The 17,480-nt window shown below is 42.1% G+C and carries 19 protein-coding genes and 1 pseudogene; 8 read left to right on the top strand and 12 right to left on the bottom strand.

Annotated elements, in window-relative coordinates; genetic code table 11:
- Positions 1-426, top strand: coding sequence for an FKBP-type peptidyl-prolyl cis-trans isomerase (locus NFU46_RS14875; protein WP_251602821.1), 426 nt, complete (start codon positions 1-3; stop codon positions 424-426).
- Positions 427-509: 83 nt separating this feature from the next.
- Here the strand turns inward: NFU46_RS14875 and NFU46_RS14870 are convergent, their stop codons facing one another.
- On the bottom strand, positions 510-1,484 hold the full coding sequence (locus NFU46_RS14870) for an arabinan endo-1,5-alpha-L-arabinosidase (protein ID WP_239962190.1): 975 nt from the start codon (positions 1,482-1,484) through the stop codon (positions 510-512).
- Positions 1,485-1,617: 133 nt separating this feature from the next.
- On the opposite strand from NFU46_RS14870, the gene NFU46_RS14865 reads away from it, so the two are divergent.
- A complete protein-coding gene (locus tag NFU46_RS14865; protein WP_251602819.1) occupies positions 1,618-2,646 on the top strand; it encodes a family 43 glycosylhydrolase in 1,029 nt (342 codons plus the stop codon).
- A 43-nt stretch (positions 2,647-2,689) separates the two neighbouring features.
- Here the strand turns inward: NFU46_RS14865 and NFU46_RS14860 are convergent, their stop codons facing one another.
- On the bottom strand, positions 2,690-4,318 hold the full coding sequence (locus NFU46_RS14860) for a sodium:solute symporter (protein WP_055020596.1): 1,629 nt from the start codon (positions 4,316-4,318) through the stop codon (positions 2,690-2,692).
- Between the two features lie 261 nt (positions 4,319-4,579).
- Between NFU46_RS14860 and NFU46_RS14855 the strand changes: the two genes are divergently transcribed.
- The 4 genes from NFU46_RS14855 (at position 4,580) to NFU46_RS14840 (ending at position 7,875) form a co-directional block, all read left to right on the top strand.
- A complete protein-coding gene (locus tag NFU46_RS14855; RefSeq protein WP_063527568.1) occupies positions 4,580-5,302 on the top strand; it encodes a FadR/GntR family transcriptional regulator in 723 nt (240 codons plus the stop codon).
- Positions 5,303-5,347: 45 nt separating this feature from the next.
- Entirely contained in the window at positions 5,348-6,127 is a 780-nt protein-coding gene (locus tag NFU46_RS14850; RefSeq protein WP_175082635.1) for an SDR family NAD(P)-dependent oxidoreductase, read from the top strand.
- Positions 6,128-6,255: 128 nt separating this feature from the next.
- Entirely contained in the window at positions 6,256-6,963 is a 708-nt protein-coding gene (locus NFU46_RS14845; protein ID WP_054562976.1) for a sulfite exporter TauE/SafE family protein, read from the top strand.
- 27 nt (positions 6,964-6,990) lie between these two features.
- Positions 6,991-7,875: an SMP-30/gluconolactonase/LRE family protein gene (locus NFU46_RS14840; protein WP_251602817.1), complete on the top strand. Its 885-nt coding sequence runs from the start codon at positions 6,991-6,993 to the stop codon at positions 7,873-7,875.
- Here the strand turns inward: NFU46_RS14840 and NFU46_RS14835 are convergent.
- Genes NFU46_RS14835 through NFU46_RS14825 form a run of 3 tightly spaced genes read right to left on the bottom strand, consistent with a single transcriptional unit; the run spans position 7,870 to position 10,164 of the window.
- Positions 7,870-8,757 (bottom strand): LysR family transcriptional regulator, encoded by an 888-nt coding sequence (locus NFU46_RS14835; protein ID WP_054562975.1) that lies wholly within the window; start codon positions 8,755-8,757, stop codon positions 7,870-7,872. The genes NFU46_RS14840 and NFU46_RS14835 overlap by 6 nt on opposite strands.
- Positions 8,758-8,811: 54 nt before the next feature.
- The gene (locus tag NFU46_RS14830) at positions 8,812-9,678 is read right to left on the bottom strand and encodes a pirin family protein (RefSeq protein ID WP_251602815.1); all 867 of its coding nucleotides are present in this window, start codon (positions 9,676-9,678) and stop codon (positions 8,812-8,814) included.
- A 60-nt stretch (positions 9,679-9,738) separates the two neighbouring features.
- Positions 9,739-10,164 carry a DoxX family protein gene (locus NFU46_RS14825; RefSeq protein WP_054562973.1) on the bottom strand — a complete coding sequence of 142 codons (426 nt, stop codon included), beginning with the start codon at positions 10,162-10,164 and terminating at the stop codon, positions 9,739-9,741.
- Positions 10,165-10,292: 128 nt separating this feature from the next.
- Between NFU46_RS14825 and NFU46_RS14820 the strand changes: the two genes are divergently transcribed.
- Positions 10,293-10,829, top strand: coding sequence for a hypothetical protein (locus tag NFU46_RS14820; protein ID WP_251602813.1), 537 nt, complete (start codon positions 10,293-10,295; stop codon positions 10,827-10,829).
- 26 nt (positions 10,830-10,855) lie between these two features.
- Here NFU46_RS14820 and NFU46_RS14815 read toward each other — a convergent pair whose 3' ends face one another.
- From NFU46_RS14815 to NFU46_RS14785, 7 genes and pseudogenes are all read right to left on the bottom strand, one after another.
- The gene (locus NFU46_RS14815) at positions 10,856-11,698 is read right to left on the bottom strand and encodes a DUF4198 domain-containing protein (RefSeq protein ID WP_175079643.1); all 843 of its coding nucleotides are present in this window, start codon (positions 11,696-11,698) and stop codon (positions 10,856-10,858) included.
- A gap of 9 nt (positions 11,699-11,707) precedes the next feature.
- On the bottom strand, positions 11,708-12,208 hold the full coding sequence (locus tag NFU46_RS14810) for a DUF2271 domain-containing protein (protein WP_055198551.1): 501 nt from the start codon (positions 12,206-12,208) through the stop codon (positions 11,708-11,710).
- Positions 12,208-12,840 (bottom strand): PepSY-associated TM helix domain-containing protein, encoded by a 633-nt coding sequence (locus NFU46_RS14805; RefSeq protein WP_058586042.1) that lies wholly within the window; start codon positions 12,838-12,840, stop codon positions 12,208-12,210. The genes NFU46_RS14810 and NFU46_RS14805 overlap by 1 nt, the downstream gene beginning before the upstream one ends.
- A gap of 196 nt (positions 12,841-13,036) precedes the next feature.
- Positions 13,037-13,426 (bottom strand): annotated as a pseudogene (locus NFU46_RS14800) (YbaN family protein); the annotation flags it as partial.
- The gene (locus NFU46_RS14795; protein ID WP_063529003.1) at positions 13,426-14,004 is read right to left on the bottom strand and encodes a biliverdin-producing heme oxygenase; all 579 of its coding nucleotides are present in this window, start codon (positions 14,002-14,004) and stop codon (positions 13,426-13,428) included. The gene NFU46_RS14795 and the pseudogene NFU46_RS14800, both read right to left, overlap by 1 nt.
- A gap of 357 nt (positions 14,005-14,361) precedes the next feature.
- Entirely contained in the window at positions 14,362-15,681 is a 1,320-nt protein-coding gene (locus tag NFU46_RS14790; RefSeq protein WP_251602811.1) for a porin, read from the bottom strand.
- 105 nt (positions 15,682-15,786) lie between these two features.
- Entirely contained in the window at positions 15,787-16,272 is a 486-nt protein-coding gene (locus tag NFU46_RS14785) for a MarR family winged helix-turn-helix transcriptional regulator (protein ID WP_054562966.1), read from the bottom strand.
- Between the two features lie 329 nt (positions 16,273-16,601).
- On the opposite strand from NFU46_RS14785, the gene NFU46_RS14780 reads away from it, so the two are divergent.
- Complete coding sequence (locus NFU46_RS14780) at positions 16,602-17,453, top strand: D-hexose-6-phosphate mutarotase (protein ID WP_130167351.1); 852 nt, start codon at positions 16,602-16,604, stop codon at positions 17,451-17,453.
- Positions 17,454-17,480: the final 27 nt, after the last annotated feature.

Here is a 17,480-nt window from a genome sequence, read left to right as displayed (position 1 = left end):
ATGTTAAGCAACAATGTGTTTGCGACGGCTAAAGAGCATGTTTTACCGTCGCTTTTAGATAACAGCGCTGAGCAACACAGTTTTTACCAAACGCCGACAGGGCTTGGTTATAGAGTGATTGAGCAAGGTCAGGGGGATAAACCTAGTTGGGATGCCACTGTGACTGTACATCAACGCGTTACCCTTAAAAATGGTCGGGTGTTGTTTGATACTCGAAAGCAAGGTGCTGCTGTAGAGTACGAAATTGCAGAGGCGATAGTGGGCTTGCAAGAAGCATTGCAACTAATGAATAAAGGCAGCCGCTTTGAGGTGCTAATACCTGCGCATTTGGCGCGTGATGTGTACAGCGCATTTATTGAAGAAAAGCATCAGCAAGACTGCCAAAGCCCCATGCTCGTTGATATTACTTTGATTGATTTTAGTTGATAACACCTACTTTCAACCTCAAACGAGGTCATTAAAGCAAATAAAAAACCTGCAATTTTGCAGGTTTTTTGTGTGTTGAATAATTACTTTTTAAGCTTGGTTTTAAGCTTATTTAGGTCGGCTGGGTTAACAACCGGCCAATCGTTTTTCCAGCTCATAGGTAAAATACGTAGCTTTTGCACGCCGTTATCGGCTGTTTCGTAGGCGTGTAATACTAAATAGTCTTTACCATCAAAGGTGTACGCAGCATTATGACCAAGAGCAGCCCAGTCTTTATTACCTTCAATAACTAAACTGCCACCGCCATCAACCATAGAGCGACCTTGTTGATCTAAATATGGGCCTTCGATGTTTTTGCTTCGACCTACGCGTACGTTGTAAGTACTCTCTACGCCACGGCAGCATTTATCAAACGAAACAAATAGGTAGTAATAGCCGTTCTTTTTAAAGATATAAGGTGCTTCAATCGGGCCATGTTCCGTGTTTGGACGACTCGCAATGTGATGCCATTTTTCAGGTTTTGCTAAGCGCACCATGTCATCATCAAGTTTTACTAGTTTAAGGCCACCCCAGAACGAACCAAAGCTCATCCATGGTGTGCCATTGTCATCTTCGATAATCGCAGGGTCGATAGCGTTCCAATCGTCACGCTCAGGTACTGATTCAACCACTATGCCGTAGTCAATCCACTTGTAATCAGGTGATGATGGGTCAAGGGTTTCGTTAACCGTTACACCAATTGCCGAAGTGTTTTTGCCAAATGCAGAGACTGAGTAATAAAGGTAAAACTTACCATTTTTCTCATACACATCGGGTGCCCATAAGTGGCCATCAAAGCTTGGTGAAATACGCTTTGCCCAACTTGGCTCGTCTTTAAAAACGCGGCCTGTGAGTTTCCAGTTGGTTAAATCTTTCGATTCATAATAGGTAATACCAGGGCCTGTGCTAAATACATAGTACGTGTCGCCTTCTTTGGTCATCACCGGATCGTGTACTTCAACTTGCTTTGCAGAAACGGCTGCGGCAGAAAAAAGTAGCCCTGTTGAAAGCCACTTCATTGCGTGTGTCACCTTACTTACGGGTCTCATGCTTGAATACCTTTTGTTGTTTTAACTCTTGTGTTCATTCAGCTACTATATAATATGTAATACAATATTAACAATAAAATCGAGACGAAATACAGGACACATTATGCTCAAAAAATTATCTCGGCTAACGCTTCTTAGTGCGTTAAGTGCCTCGCCATTGTCAGCCCTTGCTGATGCTAATAGTAGCAAGACTTTAGCGCCAATTGATAACCCCATTGTACTCAAACGTGCTGATCCTTGGTTAGTTCGTGATGATAAAAGTGGCTGTTACACGTTTATAGGTAGTTCGCCGAAATTTGATGAAATTGAGCTACGCCAAGCTTGTCGTTTAAACGATTTAAAATTAGCTGAGCCGAAGGTTATTTGGCAAAAGCGCGATAAAGGCCCAATGAGTGTCAATATTTGGGCCCCTGAGCTACATAAGATTGATGGCAGTTGGTATATCTACTTCGCCGCAGGTGATATCGAAAAACCGTTCAGTATTCGCATGTATGCACTTAAAAACGACAGTGCTAATCCGATGCAAGGTGAGTGGCAAGAAATGGGGCAAGTAACTAGCCACCTTGATAGTTTTTCGCTTGATGCCACAAGTTTTACGCACAAGGGTAAGCGCTACATGATTTGGGCGCAGCAGAACCAGCCTGCAACTTACAACTCAGCTTTATGGTTAGCTGAAATGGACTCACCAACATCAATTAAAGAACCCATTATCGCGATTACTGAGCCAACCCTTGATTGGGAAGTGCAAGGCTATAAGGTGAATGAAGGTGCTGCAGTCATCACCCATGGCGATAAAATATTTGTCACTTATTCAGCCAGTGCTACCGATCATCGATATGCGATGGGCTTGCTATGGGCAGATGTGAATGCTGACTTACTTGACCCTGCTAGCTGGCATAAAAAGGCTGAGCCGGTGTTCACCACCAATGCTGAGCTAGGTCGTTTTGGCCCTGGGCATAACAGTTTTGTAAAAGCTGAAGATGGTGTAACCGATTTAATGATTTATCACAGCCGTGACTATAAAGAGCTGAAAGGCTCACCGCTTACAGACCCAAATCGCCATGCGCGAGCACGCATTATTACGTGGGATAAAAACGGTTTTCCAGTGTTTTCACCAGAACTCGCTGATTAAAAAAGGGCGCCAATTGGCGCCCTACAACTTTGGGAACGAACGATTACCAGAAGCGGTAGTAAATAAAGGCAGTAATACCAATAATACCCGCGGTATGAATGTAATCCCACTTATCTAAGCCGGCAGCTACTTCTTTCATAGTTGCTTTATCTAGGCTTGAGAAAGTAAGACCTTTCAATTGTTCTTCGTCTGCTTGTTTGGTGAAAATACTCACCACAATCATAATCGCAACGACCACGACAAATAGCAGAATACAGTAATATAACCAGTTCATTGTGGTGATCCACGCAAATGATGAACCTGTTAAATCATCTTTAAATGGCAGTAACACTAAGCGGATCATACCAAGCACAAAACCTGATACTAAGCCCACAAAACCCGCTGTTGGAGTGATGCGTTTACTACATAAACCTAGTAAAAATACCGCAGCAATACCTGGTGCAATAAGAGACTGCACACTTTGCAGATATTCATAAAGCACATCGGCAATTAAGCTCATGACGGGTATCCACAGAAGACCTAATACAACAATCACGATAGTGGCAATACGGCCTACTTTCAGAAGGTGCTTCTCAGATGATTCTGGTTTAAATTTCTTATAGAAATCAATGGTAAATAAGGTTGCTGATGAGTTAAATAATGATGCTAAAGAGCTCATAAGAGCTGCTACTAAACCACCAATTACAATCCCCTTAACGCCGGCTGGTAATAGCTCAGCAACTAAAGTTGGGAAAGCTTGGTCAGCACTTTCATAGCTAATAATACCTTTAACATTCAATGCGTATGCAATCATGCCTGGTACTAAGAAGATAAATACAGGAAGTAATTTTAGGTAACCAGCAAACATGGTACCGCGACGCGCTTCTTTAATGCCTTTTGCAGATAAAACACGTTGTACGATGTATTGGTCGGTACACCAATACCAAAAACCAATAATGAATGAACCAAATACAATGCCAGGCCATGGGAACTCAGCATCTGAAGCACTGCGAATAAGGTGCATATTAGCATCGTTGATACGCTCAACTTCTGCCCAGCCACCTACTTTATCTAGACCAACAACTAATATGACTAAGGAGCCAATAATGAGTACAGGGGTCTGCAACACCGAGGTCCACATAATGGCTTTCATACCGCCAAGTACCGTATAAATACCGGTGATAACGACAAGGCCAATAGCTGAAATCCAGAAGAAATCGATGCCCCAAATGCTCTCAATACCTAAGATTGTTTTAAATGCGATACCGCCGGCATAAACCGTTACCGCAACCTTGGTTAGTACATAACTAATCAATGAGATAACAGATAAGAAGGTACGTGATTTAGAGTTAAAGCGGCGCTCTAAGAATTCAGGCATGGTGTAGACTTTACTACTCCAATAGAAAGGTACGAAAATCCAACCGAGCAGTAGAATGATCCACGATTGCATCTCCCAGTGAGCCAGTGCCATACCCGATTGTGCACCTGAACCTGAAAGGCCCACTAAATGTTCCGAGCCAATGTTCGATGCGAAAATAGAGGCACCAATCACTAACCAACTTGCATTACGACCCGCTAAAAAGTAATCAGCGGTGTCTTCTTCTTTTTGTCGCATAGACATCACGACAACGCCTAGTAACAGGACGAAGAATCCTGCTAGCACTGCCCAGTCTAAGGTACTTAGTTCGACCATCGTGTGTTCCACCTAATTTTGAAAGAGAATTTTGCTTTTTTAGTTGTTGAATAAAAATATTATATTATAAATAAGCTGAGTGAAAGAGATTTGTTAAAATAAGGTGACAGTCTGTAGGTGAAATGGTGACTATGTTGTTCGAAATATAGACACTTGTATTAGGTTGTTTTTTGCTTGTTATTGATTTTAATCAATTATTTCCAGGATGACGGAATAGCTTTATAGATGTATCATATTACTCAGATCTTTTGAGGAACACACATGGCGCGTTTAGAAAATTTAAACCTATCACAACAAGTTACCAATGAGCTTGGTAAAGCAATTATTGTTGGTGATTATAACACTGAAACGGGGCTACCAACCGAAGCACAACTTTGTGAAGTGTATGGTATTAGCCGCACAGCTGTTCGTGAAGCAGTGAAAATGCTTGCTGCAAAAGGACTGATTTCTTCTCGTCCACGACAAGGTATTCGTGTTGAGTCGGCGGAGAACTGGAACTTATACGACACAAGCGTATTAAAATGGTTGTTAGAAAGCAGCCCATCACTTTACGTACTTAAAGAATTTCTACAAGTGCGCTTGGCGATTGAGCCACAAGCAGCAGCACTTGCAGCAAGAAAAGGCGACCAAGCAGCCATTGCAGAAATTAAAATGGCACTCGATAAAATGCAAGCGGCAGCAGAAGAGCCAGAAGGCGTAATGCATGAGCCAGACCTTGCTTTCCATACAGCTATTTTGCATGCCAGTGGTAACCGTTTTTTCTATCAATTACGTGATTTTATTAGCACGGCTCTGCATGTAAGTATTCAGCATACTACACCTGCTAAGGGCAATAAAAAGGCAATCGCTGAAGAGCACTTTAAAGTGTATAACGCGATTGCGAGCGGCGACCCTGAGCGTGCTAAAAACATGATGACGTACATGATTGATGAAGCAATGGCGTTTATTGAAAAAGAAATCGCCGAAAAAGAAGCGGCTCAATAAGTATCACTTTTTGACGTTGTAATTACTTTAAAACAAAAGGTTATCATGCCAAATTCGAACGAGCTAAAAACAGTTTACCCAAGCCTTGCTGGTAAGAGTGTGTTTATTACTGGTGGTGCATCGGGAATTGGTGAAGTAATGGTAACGCGGTTCTGCGAGCAGGGCGCGAAAGTCACCTTTGTTGATATTGCAACTGAGCAAAGCGATGCGTTATGCGCAAAATTAGCTGGCAAATATGAGTTTGACCCGCAGTTTATCCATTGCGATATTCGTGATGTTGAAGCCTTAAAAGCGGCCATTGAGCAAACTCGTCAGCAACAGGGTGACATAGGTGTGTTAATTAATAACGCAGCCGATGACACCCGTCATGCCGCTGAAAATATGGATGTGAAATATTGGGAAGATAAGTTTGCCGTTAACTTGCGCCCATGTTTCTTTTCATCGCAAGCTGTGGTTGAACACATGCAGCGTTTAGGCGGTGGTAGCATTATCAATATGGGGTCGGTAAGCTGGCGCATTAAGCAAACAGGTATGCCAGCCTATACAACTGCTAAAGCAGGAATTGAAGGTTTAACCCGTTCATTGGCTGCTTCATATGGTAAAGACAATATTCGTGTGAATTCACTGGTTCCGGGGTGGGTGATGACAGAGCGCCAAATTACTCATTGGCTAACCCCAGAAATGATTGAAGATGTTCGTTTAAGTCAGTGTATTAACGAAACAATTCAACCAGACCATGTGGTAAATGCGGCATTGTTTTTGGCCGCTGATGACAGCCGAATGATGACAGCACAATCATTGATAGTGGATGCAGGTTGGACATAATTTTGCGAAACAATCGCAAAACAACTAGCTTGCAATAAAAATTTTTACATAATTCAAATGATACTATAATAATAAAATATGGGTTATAGAATCAACAGAGCTCATACTTAGGAAGGTGGTAAGAAAGTTTGACCGACTTTGTACTTGTTTATTTAATTCTGATTATTGGCGCTTGCCTGCAAAGTGTTATTGGCTTTGGTTTAGGCATGCTATGTGTGCCTGTACTTTACTGGCTGATGCCAGAGCTGGTGCCTGGGCCAATGATTCTGAATGCGCTGTTTTTAACGTCGGTGTTAATGATTAAACACCGCGGCGCGATAGACATGAAACAAACAGGCATTTCCATTATTGGTGGTGCTGTGGGAGTTATCCTTGCTGCTGTGGTGATGTGGTATGTCAATGCGAAGCAGTATCAACTCTTGCTAGGAGTGAGTATTTTGGTAGTGGTGGCATTGTCTATCATAGGTATGAAACCGAAAATTTCCACCATTACAAGCTTACTTGCGTCAATGTCGTCGGGCTTTTTAGGTACCACAACGTCAGCCGGTGGCGCGCCGATGGGGCTACTCTATCAAGCTGAAGATAAAGACAAAATTAAAGCAAACCTGAGTGCCTTTTTTGTATTTATAAACTTGTTTGGCATTATTGTATTGATGCTGACAGGCTCTGCCGATATGGGCGATGTGAAGCTGTTCTTTTTCTGCTTACCCGCTATTTTAATTGGCTGGGGCTTGTCGTTTGTGATCAACAATAACCTCAATGAAAAGGCCATTCGCGGCATAATCTTACTGGTTGCTGGCTTATCTGGTCTAGCACTTATTTTCATACACAGATAGAATGAGAATAGTTCAGCAGTTTGTGTAATGAAGCCTATGCTCGATGACACCATTAAAGTAATCATTTCTAGCCAATGCCAATTGGGCGAAGGTGCCTATTTTGCTAAGGCACATAACTGTTTATTTTGGGTCGATATTTTAGGGCAGCGTTTGTTTCGTTTGCAGTGTCAATCGATGCGAGTTAGCCAGTTTACTATGCCAGAACCGATTTGCTGGGTGATGGAAACCGAGCAAGCTGAATTAATCGCAGGCTTTGCCAAAGGCGTTTATAAGCTCAATAGTGAAGACTTTAGCCGCGAACTTCTTTACTCAATTGATCACGAACCCTCACAAAACCGCTTAAACGATGGTAAAACGTCTCGCCAAGGCTTTGGCTTTTTTGGCTCAATGGACTCTCAAGAGCAAACCAATAGTGGCAAGTTATACCGTTTTGGTCATGGTCAGGCTCCGACAGTAGTTGATCATGACTACACCATTAGCAATGGGCCTGCGGTAAGTAAAAATGGCCAGTTTCTATATTCTACAGACTCAGATAAACAAATAATCTACCGCTTCACTCTGAATGAGCATGGCGAGCTTGCAGATAAACAAGAGTTTATTCGCTTTACTGACAATATGGGTTTTCCTGATGGCATGACAGTTGATAGCGAAGATCATCTGTGGGTTGCTGCATGGAATGGTTATGGCGTGTATCGTTTTGCCCCAAACGGTGAGCAAGTACAGTTTATTCGCTTACCCGCACCGCGTGTTACGAGTGTCGCATTTGTCGGTGAAGAGCTCACGCATCTGGCAGTGACAACTGCGGCAGTAGGGCTAGAAGACTCAGTGCTCGCTGATTACCCTCACAGTGGTGGCGTGTTTATTCTCGAGCCGGGCGTTAAAGGTATTGCTGAAACGCCCTTGAAGCTATAGATTTTCCATTACTTGATAACGCAACTCGCCAATAAACGAGCGTGCTGCAGGACCCAGTTTGTCACCGTCTTTAAAGAGTAAATGTAACTTAGCGCTGCGACTGCTGTTATGGGTTAAATTAAGTGCTTTCATTTGCCCTGCCGCAAGTTGTTTTTCTATCGCGACTTTTGGTAACCACGCAAAGCCCAGTCCATTACTGATCATATCAATTGAAGTGCGTAAATGAGTAACAGTCCAGCGTTGATCGGCACCTAACCAGCCACCATCTTGTTTGTGCTTATTCGCTGAATCGCGAACTACAATTTGGCGGTGTGATTTTAAATCTTCGAGGGTGATTTCACGCTCTATCTCATGCAAGGGGTGATCTGGGTGTGCTACAGCAATAAACTCGATATCACATAACTCTTCGTGAAAGTTTGCTGCAATTGGAAAGCCGGTAATGGCAATATCAACCTGATCGTTTTCGAGCAGCTCATTGCCCCCCATTAGCACAGATTCATGCAGCTCAATACGCAGTTGCGGGTATTGCGATGACGTGTCGTTAAGTACTTTATAAAGCAGTTGCTGTGGGAAAATAGCATCAACAGCAATGCGTAACTTACTTTCGATACCTTCACCCAAGGTTTGCCCAATGGCCTCAACTTTAGCTGCCTCATCAAGTAAGTAATTAGCACGGCGCAGCATCATTTCGCCGGCTTCAGTGAGCACGGTTTTACGGCCTTGAATGCTGAATAACTTTACATCGAGTGCAGATTCAATTTTGCCTACTGCATTATGAATACTCGACTGGCTTTTATGAATACCTTGTGAGGCTTGGTTAAAGCCTCCAAATTCAACAACAGCACGAAACATGCGCCACTGTTCTAGCGTAATTCTTAGCATGATGTTCCTTTGCTTACTTAACTACCTAATAGTACCTGTAAATGCTGAAAAAGTTTACTTTTTAGGTGAGGGCAACTCAATATACTCAAGCTCATCACCGGGGATTTTAGCAAAGCGCTGTGCTTGCCAATCTTGTTTTGCTTGCTCGATGCGCTCTTTGCTGTAAGCGACAAAATTCCAATGTAAATACGGGACTTTATTAAATTTACTGCCACCAAGTAAAATAAAGCGGCTGTGCACCAGTGTCGTTATTTCGTGTTCGCTGTCATCAAGTAGCACAAAGTCGCCTTGGGTATAGCGAGTATCACCCACACTAATTTCACCATAAATAACATACACGGCGGTTTCATGATGAGGATGCGGTTTAGTAATATGGCTACCTTGCTCTGCTACTGTATCGACATAAAACATCGGTGAGTAGTTTTTCACCGGTGAGCTTAAGCCATAGGCATCACCGACAATGAGTCGCATCAGCACGCCTTTTTCGATTCTCTCAGGCAGCTGCTGTTTTTTGATATGCTCAAAGCGTGGTGCTATTTCGGTCATGCTCTCAGGTAAAGCAACCCAGCATTGCAGACCATTAATGTCGTGCTCGCTCGCCCGCACTTCAAGGCTTTCTCTTTCTGAGTGCACTATACCGCGACCTGCGGTCATCCAGTTAACATCGCCGGGTTCTATTTGCAGGCTATTACCTAGCGAATCGCGATGGTAAATACTGCCAGTAAATAAATAAGTGAGCGTTGATAGGCCAATATGAGGGTGAGGCCTCACATTTATGCCTTCACCGCGAGGAAAGTGATTTGGCCCCATGTGGTCAAAAAAGATAAATGGGCCAACCATTTTTTTGTCAAAATGAGGCAAGATGCGTTTTACATCGAGCCCACCAATATCATGGCTGGTTGCTGTTAATAACGTTGCCATATTCGCGCCCTCTTAAAAACAAATTCAGCCAATAACCTAGGTTATTGGCTGGGATAAATATTATGCCTGACTACGTTTTAACACTAGTTGATCTAGGCTGATTTTGCCTGCACCAACACTGGCTAATGCTAAAAAGCCGCCTGCCATTGCAATGTTTTTGTAGAACATTAAAAATTGCATTTGATCATCAAGCTGAAAGTGGAATAACAAAGCACTAACTAGGCTGAAACCAGCAAAAGCGACAGCGGTTAGTTGTGTTAAAAAGCCCAGTAAAATAAATAATCCGCCAACAATTTCAAAGGCAATTACAAACGGCAGTAAGAACTCTGGTAAACCTACTGATGCCATGTACTGTGCTGTTGCATCAAAGAATTCTATTTTGCTAAAGCCGGTTAGTAAAAAGATGGCCGATAAACCAATACGTGCCAATAAAGTGCTAATATTTTGTAAGTGTGGTTGAGCTGAGATTAAAGTAAAAAGTTTCATAGTAGGTATCCTGTTTAGTTAAGCAGTGTGTCTGCGATGGAGTAACTATAAGTTCACTTTAAAAGAATTAAAAATTGTATAATTAGTGTTTATCATTCTTTAAAAAAGAATTTAAAAGGAGGTTGAATATGAAGTTGTTGTTATTAATAGGGTTTTGTTTTTCGGTGGCTACAAGTAGCTTAGTGTTTGCCGAACAAAATTTACCAAATAGTCGTCATTATGAGTTGCTAGCTTCAGATATTGCGGTGCAGCAAAGCTGGCAAGTTAAAGACACAATTAAAGGTTATGAGATGCTGGAATATCAAATTAACCTTAATAAAGGCACTACTTTAAAGGTTGATTTTTCTCCATCAAATTTAAGCAACTACTTTAATATTTTACCAAAAGGCAACCCAACTGCTTTGTTTGTTGGCCCGGCAAAAGGTGATCATGCCGAGGTTAAAATTCCTGATAATGGCGATTATGTGATTCGAGTGTTTCTAATGCGCAATGCTGCGCGCCGTGATGAGCAAAGTGAATTTACAGCCGATATCACGGTATTAAAAAATACATTAAAAGGCATGCACCCAAGCTGGGATGTCGATGGTGATGGGGTAAATGATTGCGAGAAAGACGGTAGCTGCGATCACACGGTTGACTACAGCCTTCCTCGAAAGTCGAATTAGGCCTTTGCTAAGGCCTAATCAGCACATTATTCAGGCGCTACTTCAAGCGTTGTGAATAATGAGTAACGAACGTTATCGATATCTGCTTCTGCTGGTTTTTGATCAACAGATGCTTCAATCAAATACATATCGGCGTGAGCGAATGTCACAGTAAAGAAACCTTTTTTATCGGTTGTTACTTTAACTTCGTCACGCTCATTACGGTAGCGAGCACTACCACGAACAATAGCAAGCTCAACGTCAGCAGCTGGTTTGCCATCCATTAGTAATTGGAACTTAGCTTCTTCACCAGCAAATAGATCGTTCGGGTGAGTAGGGCCTGAAATTTCTAAGCCCTGACCAAGCAATGTTGGCTTAGAAGTACCATTACGGCTAACAAAAGTATCAACAGTTGCGATTGATTTTACAGTGCGCACGTCGGTTGCGCCTGCTGGTAGGTCTGCTTCTTTTTTACCTGCGAAAACACGGCCGCGATTGCCGTCTTTATCTTTATAGAAAGTCATTAGCATTGGCTTTTGCTGCATAGCAATATGGTAAGTACCGTCTTGCGTTAAGCTCACTGCCGCTGAGTTTTTGCGTTTTAAATAGTATGCACGAATCGTTTCTTCAACCGGCTTGCCATTTGGAGCTAGGGCAATTAATAAGTTGTCGTCATACTCTGCGCCTTTTTGTTTTGGGCGGTATGCTTTATCTGGGCTAAATAACTCATTAGAAATACTGGCATCGATCATCACATAGTGAGTTTTCTCACCAGATAAAGAAGTGTGAGATGGCATTAACCAACGGGCATGTGCTTGTGCATAGCCAGATGCAATTGCTGTGAAGGTCACGGCGCCGATCAGCGCCGTTTTTAATAATTTTAATTTCATTGTTTGTCCTTAATTACTGGTAATGGTAACAAAGCTAGTCGCGAACTCTTTTTCGCCTTTAATTGTGACTTTGCCGTCTTTCGTTAAGTCGATTTCAACGCGGGTGTAATCTCGGCCACCTTCTTCACGTACAACTTCAACATTTAGTAGGTAGCTACCAGGTTTAACTGGGTTCCCCTTTAAATCTTTACCTTGCCACTCAATGGTGTAAGTGCCTGGGCGTTTTGTTGCACCTGTTACACCATCAAAGCTGTCGTTGCTACGACCTGCTTTTCGCCACCACTGACGTAAGTCTTTAAACCATTCAGCTTTTTCGACCCAAAGTGCAATAGTGGTAACGTGTTTACGTTCAGGTGTTTCTAGCCATAACGCCACGTAAGGGCGATGATATGGAGAAACATCTAGCTCAGGTAAGGTAAATTCAACGGTTAGGTTGGGATCTTTTGCAAAGCTCAGTGGGCTGAATAAACAGCCAATTAGTAGAGCAACGAGTAAGTGGGCTTTTTTCATTAAGATACTCCTTTAAGTTGAGGCACCCAAACTAGATAAATAACCAAAGGCGTGGCAACACCAAGCAGCGTTAACCAAAGGCCTGCGGCACGTTTTTTACGGTTTTGAAAGAGAATAAATAATCCGGTAATAGCAAACAGAATCATCAAAACAGCTGAGATATCAATCACCCAGCTCCATGCTTCGCCTGTATGGCGGCCCTTGTGTAAGTCACCAATCAGACTCATAAAGCCACCAGTTTGATAATCAATATTAAGTTCACCGGTTTGAAAATCGATTTCGGCATAGGCAAAGCCAGCCGGAAGCGGGTAGTCGAGCATTACCAAGGCATCTTCTTTTTCCCACTCAATACTCTTTACATTGCTGAGTGAAAACTGCTGTTGCATGTATTGCTCTATTTCAGGGTAAAGGCTTGGTAATGTGTCGAGGTTTGCTTGTGCTTTTTCGAATAGCTCTGCAGAAACAAGTAGTTGGTTCTGACCATTATGTTTATCATTTTCGAGCCAACTAACGTGGTTAAGAATGATGCCACTGACACAAAATAAAATAAGCAAAAAGAATAAGGCCGTTGAAAGGTATATGTGTAAGGCGCGGCTAACGCTATAAAAGCTGCGTTTGTTAAATGAGAACATAATGCGGTTTATTCGTTAAAGATACAAATATGATAATGATTTGTATTACTGATAACAAGCAGGTTTACGTTCTTTACATTTCTTTGTGCTAGAAATGAATAGCGAGGTAAGCCATAACTGCTAGTTGCGAACTGAGAAAACAAGCAAGCAACATCAAGCGCATCTGTGTGGTTATATTAACTTGAATTAGGGTTGGTTTATTTGGCTCAGATGGGCGGTTAATTAAATAGGCTAATACGCTCAATTCAATCACTGCTACTAAATACATCACCCAAATTGGCGCGGCACTTAGTAGTAAAAAAGCATATCCGATAGCCATACCAAAACCTGCTAATAACTTAGCACGGGTAGGGACAACCTTATGCTCTTGCCAAAACCTTAACGGTTGGCCGTATCTGGGGTGGTTTAGCAGCCAGGCAGAAAGCTTGGGTGATGAGCGGGTAAAGCACGCCAATGCTAGTATAAAAAAGATAGTCGTCGGCATCACAGGTAATGCAATACCTATGATACCTAAACCCACCATCAATAATCCGAGTAACTGATAGCAGCCATTTTTATAGGCGGTAAACGCCGCTCTCACATTCATCAATAAAGTTGGGCCTGATAAAACTTAAATCGTTGCAGTGCTTGCTCGGCACCCTCTATCAAGGTGGCTTGTTGCTGTTCACAGAGCTCAAGGTTATCAATAAGATGATTTAGTTGACAGTCTTTAGAGTATTCACTTGCTTTAGCAAGGTAGCGTGCACCACGTTGATTATTTAACTTTAGCTCAGCTTCTACCTGTTTGCCTAATGTAGCTGCAGAAAATTGCGCTCCTTCAATTACATACAGCCAACCAAGTACATAGGCAAAGTCGGCATTTTGAAAGCGGCAGGGGTACTGTTGATGATTTGGTAATGGGTGCTTTAAATCGTCTAAGTCCTGCTTGATTAAAGATAATCGCGTACGATCATGTAAGTTATCTATATATTGATGTAAACCAGCATGCTCGTAGAGGCCTTTTAATTCTAACTGGTAAGCATACTGTAAGGTTAAAAACTTTTTATAGTTATCTAAATCAGCACTAGGCGCTAGCGCTAATAAATGATGATCAATATCATCGGTTATGATGCTTATCGCTTGTTTTAGCTTTTCAGCTCGAGAAAGTAGCTCGAGTATTGGCATGAATATGTTCCTCAGCAACGTCTTTAGAGTAAATGCACGGGGTAGTTGATGTTGTCATAGGGTTATACCCATAATTTCTAAGTGATAATCAAGCAAAGCTGCTATACAGCTTTTAACAATAAATCGGGCTTAGAATGGTGCTATATAATAATGATTTTCATTTGTATAGCTAGAAAATGTTTTTACTAAAGGTACAGATCGGACCTTAGCCTTAAGCATAGTGGACTACTTGGGAGTGAAGTAAGAAGTTTGCTAGTAATGAATGAACGTTAAGGGTAGCGTGAGGTTGTAGTGTGGTTTCGAGTAAATAAAAAAGCAAGGAGGCCAGCTCCTTGCTTTCACTTAATTAAGCGTATCTTAGAAGTAATAACCTATATTGATATTGAAGCGGGTTTCAGTCTCGTCGCTGTCGCCAGCGATTGAACCACCAACAAATGGCTGGTTTTTCGCTTGTACAAAATCAAAGTAAGTGAATAAGCCACCTGCGGCAACAGATACACCAGTTACATTCATCCATGTATCTTCGCTGTTATCTGACTTGTCATAAATGATGCCGTAGTCATTATAAAACTGCAGGTTTGTTACCGGGCCCCACTCTACAGGCAGGCTGTAAGCGATATTAGCATTAGTCATGGTCGCTTCTGCGGCAATACTATCGTAAAACGCATAAGCACCCACGGCCATACGGTCGACGTTGTCGATATCGTAGTTATACTCACCATGCTGGAGCTGGAAATTCCATGGACCAATAGTACTGTTTAAGTGCACAGCCCAAGCGTAGTAATCGCCGGCTTTATCTTCACCGTCATGCAAGCCACCCGATAACGCAGAAACACCTAACTCGGTAGTGCCGCCATCATGCTCAAAGTGATAACCATAACGACCAGAGAAGGTGTTGTACTCACCAATCGCATTGGTTGGTTCGGCATAGATACCATCATCAGCTGAGCGGAAACCAACAACATCATATGAGTAGCGGTCGCTTCTGTCGCTTACGTAACCATCAACACCACCTAGCTCATCATTTTTGAAAAAGCCAAGATCAATTTGCCAGTTGTCAGCAATTTTGCGCTTGAATAGCACACCCAGATCGTGGTCATCTTCAAGACCAATATAGTAAGTGGTGCCAAAGAAGTAGTTGTGTGAATTATAAGGCCAGTTACCAAAAGGCACTTTGGTAATACCTGCCTGGACTTGCCAGTCTTCGGCAAAATCATAGGCGGCATAAGCATACTTAACTGCAGTCATGTAATCGAAAAAACGGATCTCAGCGTTAAGCTGTACATCACCGACATCGCCTGCAAAATTTAGCCTGAAGATGTCAAAATCGAAGTCACCACCGCGGTTTTTATTACCATCGTTATAAGATGTATGGCTGAAGTTGGTACGTACTGCACCCCCGACCTTAATGCCAGATTCTTTTTTAGGAGCTTCAACAGCTGCTGTTTGTTGCTCAAGTTGCTTTTGCTGTTTTGCTACTTGTGCATCAATCTGCGCTTGTTTTTCGGCTTGTTGCTGCGATTTTTCTTCGGCAGCATCAAGTTTGCTTTGCAGTTGTTGCATTTGCTGTTTCAGCAATTGCAGCTGCTTTTGAAGGTCATCAATTTCAGATGCCTGACTAAGACTTGAAGTTGTGCCCAAGGCTATTGCGAGGGCTAACTTTGATAGTTTAAGCATGAATTTTCGCTAGTGTTGGAATGGGTACTACCAAGCATAGTTGATAATCATGCTGAACCCAAGACTCGACACAGAAAATTAATATTAATCAATCAGTTTTAATTTTTACTGTGGTTCTAATGTCTTGGTGATTGCGCCAACTTCAAGCAGAGGTGAAGCATCAAGCTGATCTGCATCCATCATTGCGGCAATACGTTGCATTGATGAAAGTAGTAAGCTTTGCTCCCACTCATCGAGTGCTGAGAACTTTTCAATGAAGTGTTCTTGCAGAGGCTGAGGTGCTTGATCTAGTAGCTGTTTACCCGCTTCTGTGAGATGCAAACTAACTCGGCGTTTATCTAATTGGCTACGTACACGAGTGATCAGGTTACGATTTTCTATACGGTCTAAGATATTAGTAACCGTCGCTGGGCTTAGATTTACATTTTGTGCAATGCGACTAGCGGTTATGCCATCGGTTTGTGCAACCTCGTTCATAATCAGTAATTGTGGGCCTGTTAAGCCAGAGGTTTTATTGAGCTGTTTTGAATGAAGGTCGATGGCTCTGATCACTTTACGCAGCGACACTAGTAGCTCGTCATACTTTTGCATGTTTCTGTCTCTTAAATAAGGCGGCGTGGAGCAACCGCAATCAAAAAATTTTACACATCTAATAAATTGAGTTCAAATAAATAATGACTATATTGCTTATAATTTATGGCCATAAAGGTTGTTTTTGTGCTTTTAAAATAATTAGAGCAGAAATTAAAAAGCAAAAGTTAAAATTTAGATGGAGTAATTGTTGTTAACACTTAAAATGCAACTACGAGGTGACACCATCACTTTGTAGTAAAACAATTTATACAAATAACTAAATATTATTTACTAAAAGCCACTGCATTGGGTAAGGTGGATTTTTCTTTCATTAAATGGGACGAATTATGAAGTTATCGCCATCAGTTACGATTGAGCAAAGTGAAACCGGGCTTGAATTTATTAAAGTTGCTAGTGAGTTTTGTAGCGCAACTATTTTTCTGCAAGGTGCGCAGATCACTGAGTTCACGCCAACCGATAAAAAGCCACTATTATGGGTCTCAGAATTAGAAGATTACCAAGAAGGCAAAGGTGTGCGAGGCGGTATTCCGATTTGTTGGCCATGGTTCGGAGTAAGCCAACATGAAGGCTGGCCAGCTCATGGTGTTGCTCGCACAAGTTTATGGCGCGCAGAAGAAGTGAAAGAACAAGACGATTCTATTTATATCAGCTTGTCTTTGCCGATGACGCAAGTTGATGAAAAGTATTGGCCTTATAAAACTAAGTTATTGGCTGAGTTTATTTTAACCTCTAGCTTAGAGATGCGTTTAACAACCACGAACTTAGATAACCAAACTGTACAGTTTACTCAAGCACTGCACACGTACTTCCCAACACCAGCAATTGAAGAAACAAAAGTAGATGGTCTACAAGGCGCCAAATACATTGAATTTGCTGAAGGTCCATTTGAGCAAAATGAGTTAGTGTCGTTTGCACGTGAAACAGACATGGTTTACACCGAAGCAAAAGACACTCAACGTATCATTACACCTGATGGCATTATTGAAGTAGGTCGCGAAAATTCAACATCCTGTGTACTTTGGAACCCATGGATTGATAAATCAAAACGTCTTTCTAATTTTGCGGATGACGAATACCACGTCATGCTGTGCTTAGAAGCGGCTAATGTCCTTGATGATAGTGTTGAACTTGCACCAGGAGCAAGCCACACACTTGCAACAAAACTACGCTGGGTATAATTTAGCACGTAAGGCCGGCACCGCTGG

Source organism: Pseudoalteromonas sp. NCCP-2140 (genome assembly GCF_023708065.1).
GTDB lineage: Bacteria > Pseudomonadota > Gammaproteobacteria > Enterobacterales > Alteromonadaceae > Pseudoalteromonas.
The sequence above is the reverse complement of the archived record's forward strand: the minus strand, read 5'-3'. Positions and strand labels throughout refer to the sequence as shown.